Origin of the sequence: Nocardioides conyzicola (genome assembly GCF_039543825.1) — a bacterium.
Lineage (GTDB): Bacteria > Actinomycetota > Actinomycetes > Propionibacteriales > Nocardioidaceae > Nocardioides > Nocardioides conyzicola.
Genome location: NZ_BAABKM010000002.1, coordinates 2842558 through 2859408, shown reverse-complemented (window position 1 = coordinate 2859408; position 16851 = coordinate 2842558). Strand labels below are relative to the sequence as shown.

The 16851-nt window shown below is 69.4% G+C and carries 16 protein-coding genes; 11 read left to right on the top strand and 5 right to left on the bottom strand.

Going from position 1 to position 16851, the window contains the following annotated elements:
• The first annotated feature begins 17 nt into the window (after positions 1-17).
• A complete protein-coding gene (gene glpX, locus ABEA34_RS16935; protein ID WP_345522574.1) occupies positions 18-1040 on the top strand; it encodes a class II fructose-bisphosphatase in 1023 nt (340 codons plus the stop codon).
• On the opposite strand, the gene ABEA34_RS16930 is transcribed toward glpX, so the two are convergent.
• Positions 1005-1841, bottom strand: a complete 837-nt coding sequence (locus ABEA34_RS16930; RefSeq protein ID WP_345522573.1) for an esterase/lipase family protein — start codon at positions 1839-1841, stop codon at positions 1005-1007. The two genes, glpX and ABEA34_RS16930, sit on opposite strands and share 36 nt — an antisense overlap.
• A 183-nt stretch (positions 1842-2024) precedes the next feature.
• On the opposite strand from ABEA34_RS16930, the gene ABEA34_RS16925 reads away from it, so the two are divergent.
• Positions 2025-2918 carry an alpha/beta fold hydrolase gene (locus tag ABEA34_RS16925; RefSeq protein ID WP_345522572.1) on the top strand — a complete coding sequence of 298 codons (894 nt, stop codon included), beginning with the start codon at positions 2025-2027 and terminating at the stop codon, positions 2916-2918.
• Between the two features lie 58 nt (positions 2919-2976).
• Here the strand turns inward: ABEA34_RS16925 and ABEA34_RS16920 are convergent, their stop codons facing one another.
• Complete coding sequence (locus ABEA34_RS16920; protein WP_345522571.1) at positions 2977-4059, bottom strand: ABC transporter ATP-binding protein; 1083 nt, start codon at positions 4057-4059, stop codon at positions 2977-2979.
• Between the two features lie 159 nt (positions 4060-4218).
• Between ABEA34_RS16920 and ABEA34_RS16915 the strand changes: the two genes are divergently transcribed.
• From ABEA34_RS16915 to ABEA34_RS16880, 8 genes are all read left to right on the top strand, one after another.
• Positions 4219-5490, top strand: a complete 1272-nt coding sequence (locus ABEA34_RS16915) for an extracellular solute-binding protein (RefSeq protein WP_345522570.1) — start codon at positions 4219-4221, stop codon at positions 5488-5490.
• Positions 5487-6422, top strand: a complete 936-nt coding sequence (locus ABEA34_RS16910; RefSeq protein ID WP_345522569.1) for a carbohydrate ABC transporter permease — start codon at positions 5487-5489, stop codon at positions 6420-6422. Before ABEA34_RS16915 ends, ABEA34_RS16910 begins: the two co-directional genes overlap by 4 nt.
• Positions 6422-7255, top strand: coding sequence for a carbohydrate ABC transporter permease (locus ABEA34_RS16905; RefSeq protein ID WP_345522568.1), 834 nt, complete (start codon positions 6422-6424; stop codon positions 7253-7255). Before ABEA34_RS16910 ends, ABEA34_RS16905 begins: the two co-directional genes overlap by 1 nt.
• A 4-nt stretch (positions 7256-7259) precedes the next feature.
• Entirely contained in the window at positions 7260-8495 is a 1236-nt protein-coding gene (locus ABEA34_RS16900) for an ABC transporter ATP-binding protein (RefSeq protein WP_345522567.1), read from the top strand.
• Between the two features lie 51 nt (positions 8496-8546).
• The gene (locus tag ABEA34_RS16895; RefSeq protein WP_345522566.1) at positions 8547-10235 is read left to right on the top strand and encodes a fumarate hydratase; all 1689 of its coding nucleotides are present in this window, start codon (positions 8547-8549) and stop codon (positions 10233-10235) included.
• A 72-nt stretch (positions 10236-10307) separates the two neighbouring features.
• The gene (locus tag ABEA34_RS16890; RefSeq protein ID WP_345522565.1) at positions 10308-10556 is read left to right on the top strand and encodes a TFIIB-type zinc ribbon-containing protein; all 249 of its coding nucleotides are present in this window, start codon (positions 10308-10310) and stop codon (positions 10554-10556) included.
• Positions 10557-10576: 20 nt separating this feature from the next.
• Entirely contained in the window at positions 10577-11260 is a 684-nt protein-coding gene (locus ABEA34_RS16885; protein WP_345522564.1) for a spermidine synthase, read from the top strand.
• On the top strand, positions 11257-12639 hold the full coding sequence (locus ABEA34_RS16880; RefSeq protein ID WP_345522563.1) for a class II fumarate hydratase: 1383 nt from the start codon (positions 11257-11259) through the stop codon (positions 12637-12639). The genes ABEA34_RS16885 and ABEA34_RS16880 overlap by 4 nt, the downstream gene beginning before the upstream one ends.
• A 98-nt stretch (positions 12640-12737) precedes the next feature.
• Here ABEA34_RS16880 and ABEA34_RS16875 read toward each other — a convergent pair whose 3' ends face one another.
• The 3 genes from ABEA34_RS16875 to ABEA34_RS16865 all read right to left on the bottom strand — a co-directional run bounded on the left by ABEA34_RS16875 (position 12738) and on the right by ABEA34_RS16865 (position 16008).
• Positions 12738-13394: an aggregation-promoting factor C-terminal-like domain-containing protein gene (locus ABEA34_RS16875; RefSeq protein WP_345522561.1), complete on the bottom strand. Its 657-nt coding sequence runs from the start codon at positions 13392-13394 to the stop codon at positions 12738-12740.
• A 188-nt stretch (positions 13395-13582) separates the two neighbouring features.
• Positions 13583-14992, bottom strand: coding sequence for an RNA 5'-3' helicase PhoH2 (gene phoH2 / locus ABEA34_RS16870; protein ID WP_425576879.1), 1410 nt, complete (start codon positions 14990-14992; stop codon positions 13583-13585).
• Positions 14993-15237: 245 nt separating this feature from the next.
• Entirely contained in the window at positions 15238-16008 is a 771-nt protein-coding gene (locus ABEA34_RS16865) for an isoprenyl transferase (RefSeq protein ID WP_345522559.1), read from the bottom strand.
• A gap of 98 nt (positions 16009-16106) precedes the next feature.
• Here ABEA34_RS16865 and trhA point away from each other — a divergent pair, with 98 nt between their 5' ends.
• The gene (gene trhA / locus ABEA34_RS16860) at positions 16107-16838 is read left to right on the top strand and encodes a PAQR family membrane homeostasis protein TrhA (protein WP_345522558.1); all 732 of its coding nucleotides are present in this window, start codon (positions 16107-16109) and stop codon (positions 16836-16838) included.
• Positions 16839-16851: the final 13 nt, after the last annotated feature.

The following is a 16851-nucleotide window of genomic DNA, read 5'->3' as shown; positions in this document are numbered from 1 at the left end:
CCCGATAGAGTTCCCGCATGACCGAGCCAGAGAGCCTGTCCGTCGCTCCGCAGTCGCCCGATCGCAACCTCGCACTGGAGCTCGTCCGGGTCACGGAGGCGGCCGCCATGGCCGCCGGCCGGTGGGTCGGACGCGGCGACAAGAACGGCGCCGACGGGGTCGCGGTCAACGCGATGCGGGTGATGATCTCGACGATCGGGATGGACGGGGTCGTGGTCATCGGCGAGGGCGAGAAGGACAACGCCCCGATGCTCTTCAACGGCGAGCGCGTCGGCGACGGCACCGGCCCCGAGTGCGACGTCGCCGTCGACCCGATCGACGGCACCACGCTGACCGCGAAGGGCATGAGCAACGCGGTCGCCGTCTTGGCCGTCGCTCCGCGTGGCTCGATGTACGACCCGTCCGCGGTCTTCTACATGGACAAGCTGGCCACCGGACCGGAGGCGGCGGACCTCGTCGACATCCGCTACCCGGTCGCCGAGAACATCCACCAGGTCGCCAAGGCCAAGGGCGGCAAGCCCGAGGACGTCACCGTCGTGCTGCTCGACCGCCCGCGGCACGCCGCCCTGGCGGACGAGATCCGGGCGACCGGCGCGCGGATCAAGTTCATCGTCGACGGCGACGTCGCCGGGGCCATCTCGGCGGCCCGCCCGGACAGCGGCGTCGACCTGCTGCTCGGCGTCGGCGGCACGCCCGAGGCGATCATCACGGCGTGCGCGATGAAGTCCATGGGTGGCGTGATCCAGGGCCAGCTCTGGCCGCAGGACGACGACGAGCGGCAGAGGGCGCTGGACGCCGGCCACAACCTCGACGCCGACTTCGTGCTCGGCACCGACGACCTGGTCACCGGCGACGACTGCTTCTTCGTCGCCACCGGCATCACGGACGGCGACCTGATGCGCGGGGTGCGCTACTACGCGGGCGGCTGCACCACCGAGTCGCTGGTGATGCGGTCGCGCAGCGGCACGATCCGCAAGATCAGCTCGGAGCACCAGCTCCAGAAGCTACGCGCTTTTGCCGCGATCGACTTCCACGGCTGAGGCAGCCGAGGTCCGCAGCAGGTTGTCGGCGACGACGTCGATGACGCGGGGGTCGAACGCCATCCCCAGGTGCGAGGCGGTGACCTCGACCTGGTGCGCCGCCGGGTCGATGCACGCCCGCCAGTCGACGATCCCGTCGCGGCGCGAGTAGACCGCGGCGAAGCCGATGCCCGCCGGCATCGCGGCGCGGCACTCCTCGAAGCTCCGGCGCGCACACGCGCCGGCCACGCAGTCCTCGGCCATCAGGCCGGGCACGCCGGCCTTGCTGAGCCGGACCAGCATTTCGACGCTGGCGCTCAGCGAGCGGTGGTGCGCGCCGGGCGCGAGCATCGGGCTGCCCAGGGTGACGACGTTGGAGACCAGGTCGGGACGGCGTACGGCGACGCCACGCGCCAGCATGCCGCCGAGGCTGTGCCCGACGACCTGCACCCGGGAGCCCCGGCGGATCGCGATGGACTCCAGTCGGGCCTCGAGCTGGGCCGCGGCGTTGAGCGTGCAGCCGATGTTGGCGTGGATGTGGGACCGGTAGGTGCGGAAGCCCTGCGCCCGCAACGACCGGCTCATCAGGGCCAGCGTCCCGTCACCGGCCAGGAAGCCGGGCACGAGCAGCACCGGGTCGCCGAGGCGGGGCACCGCGCGAGCGGCGTACGACGTGTCCCGGCGGTGCCGGCGGTCGCCCGCGGCCCGGAGCGCGAAGCGGCCGATCTCGACGACCGCGCTGCCCTCGCGGAGCACCGCTCCCGCGCCGGGGGCGGCGAAGCCCTCCGGCAGGAGGAAGTCGGCAAGTGGATTGGTGCTCACGTGAGCCACGTTACGTCCCCGAAACCCGGGATACCCGGTTATCGGTCAGCCCGTGTCGACTGTTCGCCCAGCGCATAACGCCCGCCCTCCCGGCACCGGTCGACCGGGTGGTTGACTGGTCAAGTGCCCTCCGGACCACGACGTACCCGCGCCACTGCGGCCGAAACTCCGGTCCAGTCCGCCGTGACGGTCTCCCAGGAGCTCTTCGCACCCGTCGGCCGGGGCATCGAGCTGTGCTACCAGACCTTCGGCGACCCCGACGACGACCCGCTGCTCCTGGTGATGGGCCTCGGCGGGCCGATGACCTGGTGGGACACCGAGCTGTGCGAGGACCTCGCCCGCGCGGGCTTCTTCGTGATCCGCTTCGACCAGCGCGACACGGGCCGCTCGACGATCCTCGACGCGCGGATCTCGCGGGCCACGCTGGTCCGGGCGTTCGCCGGCACCCGGGTGCGTGCGCCGTACAGCCTCGGCGACCTGGGCGACGACGCGTTCGGCCTGCTCGACCACCTCGGCCTGGAGTCGGCGCACGTCGTCGGGGTGTCCATGGGCGGGATGGTCGTGCAGACGATGGTGCTCGCCCACCCCGAGCGGGTGCGGTCGATGACCAGCATCATGTCCACGACCGGCAAGCGCACGGTCGGCTGGCAGCACCCCTCCGTGCTCCCCCACTTCCTCGCGCCGGCCCGGCCGGGCCGGGCCGCCTACCTCGCGACCAACGTGACGATGGCGCGGCTGATCGGCTCCCCGGCGTACCCCGAGGACGAGGAGCGGATCCGCGCCCGCGCGTCCCTGACCTTCGACCGCGGCCTGCACCCCGCGGGCGTGGTCCGCCAGATGATGGCGGTGCTGACCCAGCCCAACCGGAGCACCCGGCTGCGCGGCGTACGCGTCCCGTCCCTGGTCGTGCACGGCCTCGCCGACAAGATGGTGCACGTCTCCGGCGGCCGGGCCACCGCCGCCGCGATCCCCGGCGCCGAGCTGCTCCTCGTCGACGGCATGGGACACGACCTGCCGCCCGCGCTCTTCGAGACGTTCGTCGCCGCCATCCGGCGTACGGCCAACCGAGCGAAATAGCCGAGTCGGCGCCAGTTTGCAGCCCGGAGGTGCAAACTGGCGCCGACTCGGCGTTGGTTCAGTCGGAGAGACGCTCCCCGGTCTCGGTGTCGAACACGTGCACGTTCTCGGGGTCGGTGGTCACGTAGACCGTCTCGCCCTTCTGCACGTGGTCGCGGCCGTTGACGCGGATGATGATGTTGTTGGGCGTGCCCTCGACGCCGCTGGTGCCGTAGACGAAGGCATCGGAGCCGAGGTCCTCGACCACGGTCACCCGGACCGGCATGCCGGCCTCGCTGTTGCCGACCATCCGCCACGCCTCGGGGCGTACGCCGACGGTGATGTTGCCCTCCATCTTCGACGCCGCGGCCGGGTCGACCGGCACGAGGTAGTCGCCGATCTGGGCCTTGCCGTCCTTGGCCTGCGCCTCCAGCAGGTTCATCGCGGGCGAGCCGATGAAGCCGGCGACGAAGAGGTTGACCGGCTTGTCGTAGAGACCGAGCGGGGTGTCGACCTGCTGCAGGTAGCCGTCCTTCATCACCGCGACGCGGTCGCCCATCGTCATCGCCTCGACCTGGTCGTGGGTGACGTAGACGGTCGTGACGCCGAGGTCGGCCTGGAGCTTCGCGATGTCGGTGCGCGTCTGCACGCGCATCTTGGCGTCGAGGTTCGACAGCGGCTCGTCCATGCAGAACACCTGCGGCTGGCGGACGATCGCGCGACCCATGGCGACGCGCTGGCGCTGGCCGCCGGAGAGGGCCTTGGGCTTGCGGTCGAGGTACTCGGTCAGGCCGAGGATCTTCGCCGCGTCCTGGACGCGCTTGTTGCGCTCGTCCGTCGGGACCTTGGCCATCTTGAGCGCGAAGGCCATGTTGTCGGCGACCGACATGTGCGGGTAGAGCGCGTAGTTCTGGAACACCATCGCGATGTCCCGGTCCTTCGGGGGGATGTTGGTGATCTCGCGGTCACCGATGAAGATCTTCCCCTTGTTGACCTCCTCGAGCCCGGCGAGCATCCGCAGGGTCGTGGACTTGCCGCAACCGGAGGGACCGACGAGGACCATGAACTCGCCGTCACCGATCTCCAGGCTGATGCCGGGGACGGCGGGCTTGTCAGCACCGGGGTACCAGCGCTGTGCCTCTTCGAAACGAACTGTGGCCATGCTTCAACAACTCCTTCACCGGCAGGTACGTGCCGGACGATCCGTAGTAAAGGTGAGCGCGCTCACAGTAGCGGGTGCCCTTGATCGGAGAAATGTCAACGTTTACTTCGGGACGAAAGGGGGCTACATGTGATCTAGACCACTGGGGAGGTGGAGCGCATGGATGGAGTACGTCGCGGACTCGCCGCGGCCGCAGCGCTGATCACGGCTTCAGGGCTACTCGCTGCCTGTTCGGCCAACGCGGACTCCGGCAAGCCGGAGCTCGTCTGGTACATCAACCCCGACAGCGGCGGACAGGCCGCCGTCGCCAAGAAGTGCTCCACCGACGACTACACGATCACCACCCAGGTGCTGCCCCAGGACGCCAACCAGCAGCGGATCCAGCTCGCCCGGCGACTCGCCGCCGGCGACTCGAGCATCGACATCATGAGCATCGACCCGCCGTACACGGCGGAGTTCGCCAACGCCGGCTACCTCGCCGACATCCCGGAGGACCTGCAGGGCAAGCTGAAGGACCAGTCCTTCAAGGGCGCGACCGACGCCGCGACCTGGGACGGCAAGCTGGTGGTCGCGCCGTTCTGGTCCAACACGCAGGTGCTCTGGTACCGCAAGTCGTTCGTCGAGAAGGCCGGCATCGACATGACGAAGCCGGTCACCTGGGACCAGATCATCGACGCCGCGAGCAAGAACGACGGCAAGGTCGCGGTGCAGGCGAACAAGTACGAGGGCTACGTCGTCTGGATCAACTCGCTGATCGCCGGTGCGGGAGGCGAGATCGCGACCGACACCGACAAGGGCGTCGACCTCACCCTCGGCCTCGACTCCGAGGCCGGTGAGAAGGCGGCCGGCGTCATCGAGAAGCTCGCCCACTCGAAGGCGGCCCCGCCCGACCTCTCGGTCTCCCAGGAGGGACAGGCGGGAGCGACGTTCGGCTCCGCGCAGGGTGCGTTCCTGACGAACTGGACCTACATCTGGACCAACTACGACTCGACGCAGCCCGAGGTCAAGAAGGACATCGGCTACACGCGCTACCCGCAGACCGTGGCCGGCGAGGACTCGCGCCCGCCGTACGGCGGCATCGGGATCGGCGTCAGCTCCCACTCGGCCCACGTGGACGAGGCGATGAAGGCGGTCGAGTGCCTCACCAGCCCGGAGAGCCAGGGCATCAACGCCGAGATGACCGGCAACATGCCGGCGAGCTCGGCGGGCTACGACTACCCCGCGCTGGCGAAGATCTACCCGGAGGACCTGCTGCAGCTCTTCCAGGACAGCCTGGACGCGGCGGCCCCTCGCACGGTCACCCCGTACTGGAGCGACATCTCCGGCGGGATCCAGTCGACCTGGCACCCACCCGCCAGCGTGAACTCGTCGACACCGAAGGAATCGCAGTCGTTCATCGACGAAGTCCTCCACGGAAAGAGGCTCCTGTGAGCACCACGACCGCCGGCCGGCCGGGCAAGGTCGTCGCGAGCGATCGCGCGAAGGCCGAGAACCGTCTGGGGCTGAAGCTCGTCGCGCCTGCGGTGGTGGTGATGCTCGTCGTCACGGCCTACCCGATGATCCAGGCGCTCTACCTCTCGCTCTACCGCTACCGGCTCACGACACCGGACGACAAGGAGTTCGTCGGGCTGTCGAACTACCTGACGATCCTGTCCGACTCGCTGTTCTGGCAGGACACCGTCAACACCGTGATCATCATGATCGTCACGGTCGCGATCGAGCTGGTGATCGGCTTCGCCTTCGCGATGGTGATGCACCGCATCGTCTTCGCCCGCGGCGCCATCCGGACCTCGATCCTGATCCCGTACGGCATCATCACCGTCGTCTCGGCCTTCGCCTGGCAGTTCACCTTCAGCATCAACAACGGCTGGGTCAACAGCTGGTTCGCCTGGCTGCCGTGGATCGGCCCGGACACCAACTGGTTCGGTGAGCACTGGCCGGCGATGTTCGCGATCATGGTCTCGGAGATCTGGAAGACCACGCCGTTCATGGCGCTGTTGCTCCTCGCCGGCCTCTCGCAGGTGTCCGAGGACATGATCGAGGCGGCCAAGGTCGACGGCGCGACGTGGTGGCAGCGGCTGTGGAAGGTGATCCTGCCCAACATGCGGGCGGCCATCATGGTCGCGGTGCTCTTCCGGGCGCTCGACGCGTTCCGCATCTTCGACAACATCTTCGTGATGACCCGGGGCGCCCAGGACACCGAGTCCTCGTCGTTCCTGACCTACAGACAGGTGATCGAGCAGTTCCAGCTGGGCCTCGGCTCCGCCCTCTCGGTGCTGCTCTTCCTGACCGTGCTGCTGCTCGCCTGGCTGATCGTCAAGCTCTTCCGAGTCGATCTGGCCCAGGCCCGAGGGGAGGGCTGATGAACCGCACCCGCAACCTCATCGGCACCTGGGTCGGCTTCCTGCTGATCCTCGTGTGGTGCCTGCTCCCGGTCGTCTGGATCATCTCGCTGTCCTTCAAGGGTGTCGGCGAGACGGCCGCGGGCAGCCCGCAGTTCCTGCCCAAGGACCCGACCCTCCAGAACTACAAGGACATCCTCAACGACGGCGACTTCCTGGACGCGCTGCGCAACTCGTTCGGCATCGCGCTCATCGCGACGTTCCTGTCGGTGATCTTCGCGACGCTGGCGGCGTACGCGATCGCGCGCCTGGAGTTCCGGGGCAAGCGGCTCGTGCTGTCGCTCGCCCTCGCGATCGCGATGTTCCCGGTGGTGTCGCTGGTCGGACCGCTCTTCGACCTGTGGCGGACCTTCCACCTCTTCAACACCTGGCCGGGCCTGATCATCCCCTACATGACCTTCACGCTCCCGCTGGCGATCTGGACCCTGTCGGCGTTCTTCCGTGAGATCCCATGGGAGATGGAGCAGGCGGCCCAGGTCGACGGCGCGACCTCGTGGCAGGCCTTCCGCAAGGTGATCGTCCCGCTCGCGGCACCCGGCGTCTTCACCGCCGCGATCCTCACGTTCTTCTTCGCGTGGAACGAGTTCGTGCTCGCGATCTCGCTCACGTCGACGACGAAGTCGAGGACCGTCCCGGCCCAGATGTCCTACTTCGTCGGGCCCGACCCGTTCAACCCGCCGTACGGCCAGCTCGCGACCGCCTCGGTCGTGGTCACCGTCCCGATCATCATCATCGTCCTGCTGTTCCAGCGAAAGATCGTCGCCGGCCTCACCTCCGGCGCAGTGAAGGGGTGACCTGATGGCTGCCATCGACATGAAGAACATCGTCAAGAAGTACGGCGACGGCTTTCCGGCGGTCAACGACATCAGCATCGACGTGGCCGACGGGGAGTTCATGATCCTCGTCGGGCCGTCCGGGTGCGGGAAGTCGACGCTGCTACGGATGATCGTGGGGCTGGAGGACATCACGTCCGGCGACATGATGATCGGCGACAAGCGGGTCAACGACCTGGCGCCGCGCGACCGCAACCTCGCGATGGTCTTCCAGAACTACGCCCTCTACCCGCACCTGACCGTCTACGAGAACATCGCGTTCCCGCTGCGGCTGGCGAAGGCCCCCGACGACGAGATCGACAAGAAGGTGCGGGCGGCGTCGAAGACGCTCGAGCTCGATGAGCACCTCGACCGCAAGCCGGGCAACCTGTCGGGCGGTCAGCGCCAGCGCGTCGCGATGGGCCGGGCGATCGTCCGCGAGGCGGACGCGTTCCTCTTCGACGAGCCGCTGTCGAACCTCGACGCCAAGCTGCGCGGGCAGATGCGCACAGAGATCTCGCGGCTGCAGAAGCGGCTCGGCATCACCACCGTCTACGTGACCCACGACCAGACCGAGGCGATGACCCTGGGCGACCGGGTCGCCGTGCTCAAGCGTGGGATCCTGCAGCAGCTGGCGACCCCTCGGGAGCTCTACGAGAACCCCGGCAACCTCTTCGTCGCAGGCTTCATCGGCTCGCCGCCGATGAACTTCCTGCCGGCCACCGTCGAGGGCACCTCGGTCAAGCTGCCGTTCGGCACCGTCGAGATCCCCGCCGAGAAGGCCGCCAAGGCGGAGGGCAAGGGCCTGCTCATGGCGGGCATCCGGCCGGAGTACTTCGAGGACGCCAGCGTGAAGACCGACCCGGGCAACGGCTCCACCTTCCGGGCCACGGTCGACGTGGTCGAGTGGCTGGGCAACGAGACGTACGCCTACATCCCGTTCGAGGCGCCGCCCGAGGTCGAGGAGCAGCTGCGCCAGCTGGAGCGCGACCTCGACGGCGAGTCGCTGCACACCCAGCTCGTCGTCTCGCTCGACGGCGCCAGCCGGATCAAGGAGGGCGAGGAGGCCGAGATCTGGGTCGACGGCTCCAAGATCCACCTCTTCGACCCGGCCACCGGCGAGAACCTCACCGTCGACCGCGACAACGCCGGCCGGATCCTCGAGCACGCGACCGAGCAGGCAGCGGCACAGGAGGCGGAGCAGGACGCCGCGACCAGCTGACGCCGATACCGGTCAGGCTGGTCGGGACCGGGCCGGATATCGTCGGGGCTCGTGGCGACATCTGCTGAGTTCCTGTACTCCGACCTGCTGCCCATCGGCAAGGACGAGACGCCGTACCGGCTCGTGACGACGGAGGGCGTGTCGAGCTTCCGGGTCGACGGGGAGACCTTCCTGCGCGTGTCGCCGGAGGCGATCCAGCGGCTGACCGCCGAGGCGATGCACGACATCAGCCACTACCTGCGGCCGGCGCACCTGGCCCAGCTCCGCAAGATCATCGACGACCCCGAGGCGTCGGGCAACGACCGCTTCGTCGCGCTCGACCTGCTCAAGAACGTCAACATCTCCGCCGGTGGCGTGCTGCCGATGTGCCAGGACACCGGCACCGCGATCGTGATGGGCAAGAAGTCCGAGGGCGTCATCACCGGCATCGACGACGGCGAGGCGATCTCGCGCGGCGTGTACGACGCCTACACGAAGCTCAACCTGCGCTACTCGCAGCTCGCGCCGCTGACGACGTACGACGAGAAGAACACCGGCACCAACCTGCCCGCACAGATCGAGATCTACTCGACGCCTCAGACGTCGGGGCGGCCGGAGTACAAGTTCCTCTTCATGGCCAAGGGCGGCGGCTCGGCCAACAAGTCGTTCCTCTTCCAGGAGACCAAGGCGGTCCTCAACCCGCAACGTCTGCTGACCTTCCTCGACGAGAAGATCCGCTCGCTCGGCACGGCCGCGTGCCCGCCGTACCACCTGGCCGTGGTGATCGGCGGCACGTCGGCGGAGTTCGCGCTGAAGACGGCGAAGTACGCGTCCGCGCACTACCTCGACAACCTGCCGACGTCGGGATCGATGTCGGCGCACGGCTTCCGCGACGTCGAGCTGGAGGAAGAGGTCTTCAAGCTGACCCAGTCCTTCGGGATCGGTGCGCAGTTCGGCGGCAAGTACTTCTGCCACGACGTCCGCGTCGTCCGCCTCCCCCGCCACGGTGCGTCCTGCCCGGTCGCGATCGCGGTGTCGTGCTCGGCCGACCGGCAGGCGCTGGGCAAGATCACGCCCGAGGGCGTCTTCCTGGAGCAGCTCGAGATGGACCCCGCGCACTACATGCCGTCGGCCGGGGTGGCCGAGGACATCGCCGGGGGCGAGGTCGTGTCGATCGACCTCAACCAGCCGATGGCCGACATCCTCGCGGAGCTCTCGAAGCACCCCGTCAAGACGCGGCTCTCGCTGACCGGGCCGCTCGTCGTCGCCCGGGACATCGCGCACGCCAAGATCCAGGAGCGGCTCGACGCCGGCGAGGAGATGCCGGCGTACCTCAAGGACCACCCGGTCTACTACGCCGGCCCGGCGAAGACCCCGGCCGGGATGGCGTCCGGGTCCTTCGGCCCGACGACCGCCGGCCGGATGGACTCGTACGTGAAGGCCTTCCAGGCCGCCGGCGGCTCGATGGTGATGCTCGCCAAGGGCAACCGCTCCAAGCAGGTCACCGAGGCGTGCGACGAGTACGGCGGGTTCTACCTCGGCTCGATCGGCGGCCCTGCCGCCCGGCTCGCGCAGGACTGCATCCGCTCCCAGGAGGTCCTGGAGTACGCCGAGCTCGGCATGGAGGCGGTCTGGAAGATCGAGGTCGAGGACTTCCCGGCATTCATCGTGGTCGACGACAAGGGCAACGACTTCTTCACCGACCCGTCCGGCACCGTCACGGTCCCGGTCACCGGGATCCGGGTGCGCTCGGCGGAGTAGGACGTCACCCGCCCGCCCGGAACCCTCGTCGCCGCTCACCCGTTCGACCGGGTAAGCAACGAGAGGACCCTCATGCAGTGCCCTACCGACGGCGCGACCCTGACGATGAGCGAGCGCAGCGGGATCGAGATCGACTACTGCCCGACCTGCCGCGGGGTGTGGCTCGACCGCGGCGAGCTCGACAAGATCATCGAGCGGTCCCTCACCCCGCAGGCGGTCGCGCCCGCCCCGGCGTACGGCCAGGGCCCGCAGGGGTACCAGCAGCAGGGCTACGCGAAGAAGAAGCGCAAGGAGAGCTGGCTCAGCGAGCTCTTCGACTAGCGCCCCCGTAGCGTTGCCCCGTGGAGTACGTCGAGATCGCGCGGACCGAGTCGGAGCGGGGCGAGCTGGTGCTGCGCGAGCGGCGCCCGGAGAGCGGGCCGGCGTCGTTGGAGCTGCGGGCCAACGGGGTGTTCGTGATGGACACCCTCGAGACCAGCACGGAGCATGCCCTCGCCGAGTCGGCGCTGGCGCAGGTCGAGGACCCGCGGGCGGTCGTCGTCGGCGGACTGGGGCTGGGGTTCACGATGCACGCGGTGCTCGCGGACAGCCGTGTCGAGAAGGTCGCGGTCGTCGAGATCGAGCAGGCGCTGGTCGACTGGATGCGCGACGGCACGGTGCCCCAGGGACCGGCCCTGCTCGCCGACGAGCGCGTGACGGTCGTGGTCGCCGACATCGCGGTCGCGCTGGCCGAGGCCGCGCCCGCGTCGTACGACCTGGTCCTGCTGGACGTCGACAACGGCCCGGGCTACCTGGTCCACGACACCAACGCTGTGCTCTACCGCGAGCCGTTCCTGGAGGCGGCGCGCGACGTGCTCCGGCCCGGGGGCGTCCTGGCGATCTGGTCGGCCGCGGAGGCCCCCGACCTCGAGGAGACCCTGGGCCGCGTCTTCGACGAGGCAGGCGCGCACCGGTACGACGTACTGCTCCAGGACCGCGAGGAGGAGTACTGGCTCTACGTCGCGCGGGTACCGTCGACGCCATGAGCGACTATCGCGTCGAGCACGACAGCATGGGCGAGGTCCAGGTGCCTCGGGAGGCACTCTGGCGGGCCCAGACCCAGCGCGCCGTGGAGAACTTTCCCATCAGCGGCACCCCGATCGAGCCCGCGCTGATCCACGCGATCGGGCGGGTGAAGGCCGCAGCGGCAGCCGTCAACGCCGAGCTCGGCGTTCTCGAGGAGGCGCAGGCCGCGGCGATCGTCGAGGCGGCGACCAGCGTGGTGGCCGGCGAGCACGACGCGGAGTTCCCGATCGACGTCTTCCAGACCGGCTCGGGCACCAGCTCCAACATGAACGCCAACGAGGTCATCGCGAGCCTGGCCGGCCGCGCGGGCACCGAGGTGCACCCCAACGACCACGTCAACGCCAGCCAGTCGAGCAACGACACCTTCCCGACGGCGATCCACGTCGCGGCCACCGTCGCCGTCGCCGACGACCTGGTGCCGGCGCTCGGCGTGCTCGCGGCATCGCTGGGCAGCAAGGCCGAGGAGTTCGCCGGCCTTGTGAAGTCCGGACGCACCCACCTGATGGACGCCACGCCGGTGATGCTCGGCCAGGAGTTCGGGGGGTACGCCGCCACGGTGCGGTACGCCGTCGAGCGGCTCGAGTCGGTGCTCCCCCGGGTGCGCGAGCTGCCGCTCGGCGGCACCGCAGTCGGCACCGGCATCAACACCCCTCCCGGCTTCGCGGAGCGGGTGATCGCCGTGCTCTCCGAGCAGGCGGGTCAGCCGTTCACCGAGGCGCGTGACCACTTCGAGGCCCAGGGCACCCGCGACTCGCTCGTCGAGCTGAGCGGCGTGCTCCGGACCATCGCCGTCGGGCTCACCAAGATCTGCAACGACCTGCGCTGGATGTCCTCCGGGCCGACGACGGGGCTCGCGGAGATCCACCTGCCCGATCTGCAGCCCGGGTCGAGCATCATGCCGGGCAAGGTCAACCCGGTGCTGCCCGAGGCCACGCTGATGGTGTGCTTCCAGGTCATCGGCAACGACGCCGCCGTCACCGCGGCCGGCGCGAGCGGCAGCTTCGAGCTCAACGTCGCGATGCCGGTGATGGCGCGCAACGTGCTCGAGTCCGTGCGTCTGCTCGCGGCCTCCTCACGCCTGCTCGCCGAGCGCTGCGTCGACGGCATCACCGCCAACGCCGACCGGATGCGGCAGTACGCCGAGTCCTCGCCCTCGGTCGTCACCCCGCTGAACAAGTACGTCGGCTACGAGGCCGCCGCCAAGATCGCCAAGCAGGCGCTCGCCGAGGGCCGGACGATCCGGGAGACGGTGGTCGCGATGGGGTACGTCGAGCGCGGGGAGCTCACCGAGGAGCAGCTGGACGAGGCCCTCGACGTCGAGTCGATGACCCACCCGTAGGTCGGACTCCTCGGGCACTTCATGAACTCCTGGGGCATTGCAGTGCCCGAGGAGTTCAGGGATACCCGGTTAACCGGGTATCCCTGGTTGGGTCAGGCTCAGTAGAACCCGCGCGCCTGCGAGTGCGCCCAGGCGCCGCAAGGACTGCCGTACCGGTCCTGGATGTACCCCAGGCCCCACATGATCTGGGTGGCCGGGTTGGTGGCCCAGTCGGCACCGGCGGAGGCCATCTTCGAGCCGGGGAGCGCCTGCGGGATGCCGTAGGCGGAGGACGACGGGTTGTCGGCGTGGGGGTTCCAGCCGCTCTCCCGCATCCAGAGCGAGTCGAGGCAGCCGAACTGGTCGGCGCCGAAGCCGAACTGCCCCATCAGCGCGCGGGCGATGTCGCGGGGATCGCCGGCGCTCAGGTCGACCGTCGCGGTGCGGGCCGGGCCACTGGTCGTGGAGAGCGAACTCACCTTGACCGGGTCCGCCTTGCGCCGGCGGTCGGCCGAGCGCGAGGTCACGGTCCGGTCGAGGGCAGCCGACGCCTGCGGGGCCCGCCCGTCGGTGAGGTCGCCGTGGAGGTCCTGGGCGGTGGCGGCCACCTGTCCCGCGCCGCTGCCGAGCACACCGCCGGAGACGGCGATGCCGGTCACGGCGACCGCCACCGAGGTGAGGACTACCCCGGTGCGCAGCGCCTTCTTCGGCGCCTCGAGCAGGGTCGGCTCAGCAACGTGGCGGTGCTTGGGGACGTACTTCTTGTGCTTGGACAAGGCCTCGGGGCTCGGGTAGACGACTCGGGCAGACCACGACGGCGTTGTCGGAGGTCACGAAAGGATCACGGGCCACCCTGCCGGACGAGGGAGGTGGTTGCAAACCGAACTGCCGATCTCCTGAGGCAATCCAGCAGCTTTCCGCCTCCCCCGTCACAACAGTCACAGGGGACCCAGATGCACCGCGGTCAGAGGGTGACGTTCTCCAGCATCTCGGTGACCAGCGCCGCGATCGGGGAGCGCTCCGACCGGGTGAGCGTGACGTGGGCGAAGAGCGGGTGACCCTTCAGCTTCTCGATCACCGCCACGACGCCGTCGTGCCGGCCGACCCGGAGGTTGTCGCGCTGGGCGACGTCGTGGGTCAGCACCACCTTGGAGTTGGCGCCGATCCGCGACAGCACCGTCAGCAGCACGTTGCGCTCCAGCGACTGCGCCTCGTCGACGATCACGAAGGCGTCGTGCAGCGACCGCCCGCGGATGTGGGTCAGCGGCAGCACCTCGAGCATCCCGCGGTCGAGGATCTCGTCGATGACCTCCTTGGAGGTCATCGCCCCCAGGGTGTCGAAGACGGCCTGGCCCCAGGGCGACATCTTCTCGCTCTCGGAGCCGGGCAGGTAGCCGAGCTCCTGGCCACCGACGGCGAAGAGCGGACGAAAGACCACGACCTTCTTGTGCTGGCCGCGCTCCAGGACCGCCTCGAGCCCGGCGCAGAGCGCCATCGCCGACTTGCCGGTGCCGGCCCGGCCGCCGAGCGAGACGATCCCGACCTCGGGGTCGAGCAGGATCTCCAGGGCGATCCGCTGCTCGGCCGAACGGCCGTGGATGCCGAAGGCCTCGCGGTCGCCGCGCACGAGGTGCACCTGCTTGTCGGGGCCGACCCGGCCCAGCGCCGTACCTCGGTCGGAGAGCAGCACCAGTCCCTGGTGGCACGGCAGCTGGCGCGCCGCCTCCAGGTCGAGCACGCCGTCGTCGTACAGCTCGTCCAGGTCGGCGGCCGCGACCTCGATCTCGGCCATCCCGGTGTAGCCGGAGTCGGAGTCGCTGATCGCCTCGGCGCGGTACTCCTGGGCGTCGAGGCCGACCGCGGACGCCTTGATCCGCAGCGGCAGGTCCTTGGAGACGAGCGTGACGTCGCAGCCCTCTGCGGAGAGGTTGTGGGCGACCGCGAGGATCCGGGTGTCGTTGTCGCCGAGCCGGAAGCCCGACGGCAGCGAGGTCGGGTCGGTGTGGTTGAGCTCGACCCGGATGCTGCCACCCTCGTCGCCGATCGGGACCGGCTCGTCGAGACGCCCGTGGAGGACGCGGAGCTCGTCGAGGGCCCGCAGCGCGCTGCGGGCGAAGAAGCCCAGCTCGGGGTGGTGCCGCTTGCCCTCCAGCTCGGTGATCACCACGACCGGGAGCACGACCTCGTGCTCCGCGAAGCGCTTGAGGGCGCCGGGGTCGGCCAGCAGGACGCTGGTGTCCAGGACGTACGTGCGGACGCCGGGGGCGGCTGGGGCACGGGTCTTGGCGGTGGAGGGGGAGCGCTGTGACTTCTGAGCCTGGGTCGGCACGATGACACCCCTTAACAGGCCGGCGGGCACTCCGCGTCCGGCCATCAACTCACACAGATGGACCGGAACGAGCCCGAGCGCCGGAGTGCCGGCTCCCGGTCGCGCACCAGCAACGCTGCTGCTGCGCTGTGCAGTCGTGAACACTCACGAACGGGCCTCCCGATACGGCGAGCTTCCCCACTCCCCGATGACTGGAACGTACGCCCGCTCGGAGGCCCATTTCGGCCGACACGCCAGACCTTTCGGTGAACGTCACGTGGCAGAAATACGGACGCTCGCGACCAGGTAGGTCAGGACCCGAAACGTCGCTCGCGCTCGGCGTACGCCCGGATCGCGCGCAGGAAGTCGACGCGCCGGAAGTCGGGCCAGTAGGCCTCGCAGAAGTAGAACTCCGACTTCGCGCTCTGCCACAGCAAGAAGCCACCGAGCCGTTGCTCCCCCGACGTGCGGATCACCAGGTCCGGGTCGGGTTGCCCCTTCGTGTAGAGGTGCTCGGCGATGTGCTCGACGTCGATGACGGTCGCCAGGTCCTCGAGCGACATGCCCTTGGCCGCCGACTCGTGCAGCAAGGAGCGCACGGCGTCGGCGATCTCGCGGCGCCCGCCGTACCCGACGGCCACGTTGACGAGCATGCCGTCGACGCCGCGGGTGGACTCCTCGGCAGCCTTCAGCTGCTCGGCGACGGTGGCGGGCAGCAGGTCGAGCGCACCCACGGGGTGGATCCGCCACCGCTGCTGGTCGGCGAGCGAGGCGACCGCCTCGCCGATGATGTCGAGCAGCGGGGCCAGCTCGGCGTCCGGGCGGTTGAGGTTGTCGGTCGAGAGCAGCCACAGCGTGACCACCTCGATGCCGACCTCGTCACACCAGCCGAGCAGCGGCTCGATGTTGGCCGCGCCGGCCCGGTGGCCGTGGGCGGTGTCGCGGCCGACGGCCTTCGCCCAGCGCCGGTTGCCGTCGAGCATGACGCCCACGTGCTTCGGCACGTCCGCGGGCATCCGCCGCAGCATCCGCGCCTCGTAGGCCGGATAGAGCACCCGTCGAGCTCCGCGCTTCCAGTCCACCCCTCGATGGTACGGCGCCCGCTGCTGTGCCGGTGTCGTTGACGTGACGTTCACCGCGTGTGGCGTTTCCGCGAACTACCTACGGGTAGGTTCTGTCCATGAACCAGTCCGTGAACCAGACGATGCGCGCAGGCCTCGACCACCTGCAGGAAGCCGTCGCCGACATCACGGCCGAGATCAAGCCGAGGCTCCGGGGCTGGTTGCACCTCGGTACGGCGCCGCTCACGCTGGCCGCCGGGATCGTGCTGATCGCCCTCTCGCCGGACCAGACGACCCGGATCGGGTCGGCGGCCTTCACTGGGACCGCCCTGATCCTCTTCACGGTGTCCGCGATCTACCACACCGGCACCTGGTCGCCTCGGACGTGGGCGTTCCTCCGCCGCTTCGACCACGCCAACATCTTCCTGCTGATAGCCGGGTCCTACACGGCCTTCAGCCTGCTGCTCCTCGACGGCACCACCCGCTGGGTGCTGCTCCTGACCGTCTGGACCGGCGCGATCCTCGGCGTGCTCTTCCGGATCTTCTGGACCGACGCCCCGCGCTGGCTCTACGTGCCCCTCTACATCGCGATGGGCTGGGCGGCCGTGTTCTTCCTGCCCGCCTTCCTCGACGGCGCCACCAAGCTCGGCGTCGGCGTCGGCATCGCGACGTTCACGATGATCGTCGTCGGCGGTGCGCTCTACACGTTCGGCGGAGCCGTCTACGGCTTCAAGCGGCCCAACCCGTGGCCGCGCTGGTTCGGCTTCCACGAGGTGTTCCACACCTTCACGATCCTGGCGTTCGTCGCGCACTACGTGGGCGTCTCGCTCGCGACGTACTCCCTGCGCTGACCGACCCTCGGCT